Origin of the sequence: Synechococcus sp. H55.2, from assembly GCF_047462495.1 — a bacterium.
Classification (GTDB): domain Bacteria; phylum Cyanobacteriota; class Cyanobacteriia; order Thermostichales; family Thermostichaceae; genus Thermostichus.
The window spans coordinates 1-728 of sequence record NZ_JANSJH010000223.1 but is presented as its reverse complement, the minus strand read 5'-3'; the positions used below and the strand labels follow the sequence as shown (position 1 = coordinate 728).

The following is a 728-nucleotide window of genomic DNA, read 5'->3' as shown; positions in this document are numbered from 1 at the left end:
CTGAATGCTGGCCTAAATTGCGTGTATCTGGATACCTGAGTTCTGCGAAGGTGGAGTGGATACTGCCATGAGCCGACTTTCCTCTCATGAAGCCTATCTGAAGAGGATGCTCTTCCGCCCGACCACTGCAGCCCCCCACGGCATGACGTTGATCGAGTTGCTGGTGGTCATCGTAATTGTTGGTATTCTCTCCGCTGTGGCTATTCCCAATCTGCTCAATCAGATTCGTCGCTCCAGAGTTGCTGAAGCCCAAGCAGCTTTGGCGACCGTTGGCCGTGCTTCAGAAGTTTTCCGCATGGACTTTACGGTTTATCCCTCCGGCTACACCGATATCGAATTCGGTGGGGTTCACGGGGATCGCTATTTGCAAGACCCCTGGCCAGCCTACAACTATCGTCTTCCTGAAGTGGTTCCTCCTGCTCCTGGCGTGACCGGCATGCGTTGGATGACTGAGGCTCATACCCATGTGAGTGCTGGTGGGGAGCTTCTGCGCTGTGACATCGGCCTTGGGGATCGCCAGCAAGAGGTTTTGGCTTCTGGCTACGACCTGCACAACTCCTGCAACCTCTATCGGTGAAACTCTGAAGATTTCACACAACGGGACTGGGCGGACTTGAACCGCCGGCCTAGCGCTTAGGAGGCGCTTGCTCTATCCATCTGAGCTACAGCCCCAGACAAAGAGAGAATGGAGTAAGGGATGCTGGGCAACACCTACCGATCTTAAACCC

1 protein-coding gene and 1 tRNA gene are annotated in these 728 nt (G+C 54.8%); one reads left to right on the top strand and one right to left on the bottom strand.

Translation table 11 applies throughout. The features are described from left to right. The first annotated feature begins 67 nt into the window (after positions 1-67). Complete coding sequence (locus tag NW844_RS13045; RefSeq protein WP_414336261.1) at positions 68-577, top strand: type IV pilin protein; 510 nt, start codon at positions 68-70, stop codon at positions 575-577. A gap of 21 nt (positions 578-598) precedes the next feature. Here NW844_RS13045 and NW844_RS13040 read toward each other — a convergent pair. Continuing rightward, a tRNA-Arg gene (locus NW844_RS13040) sits at positions 599-672 on the bottom strand. Positions 673-728: the final 56 nt, after the last annotated feature.

What these genes read in the sequence shown, in the direction of transcription:
- NW844_RS13045 (WP_414336261.1), top strand. Translation starts at nt 68, where the DNA reads ATGAGCCGACTTTCCTCTCATGAAGCCTATCTGAAGAGGATGCTCTTC.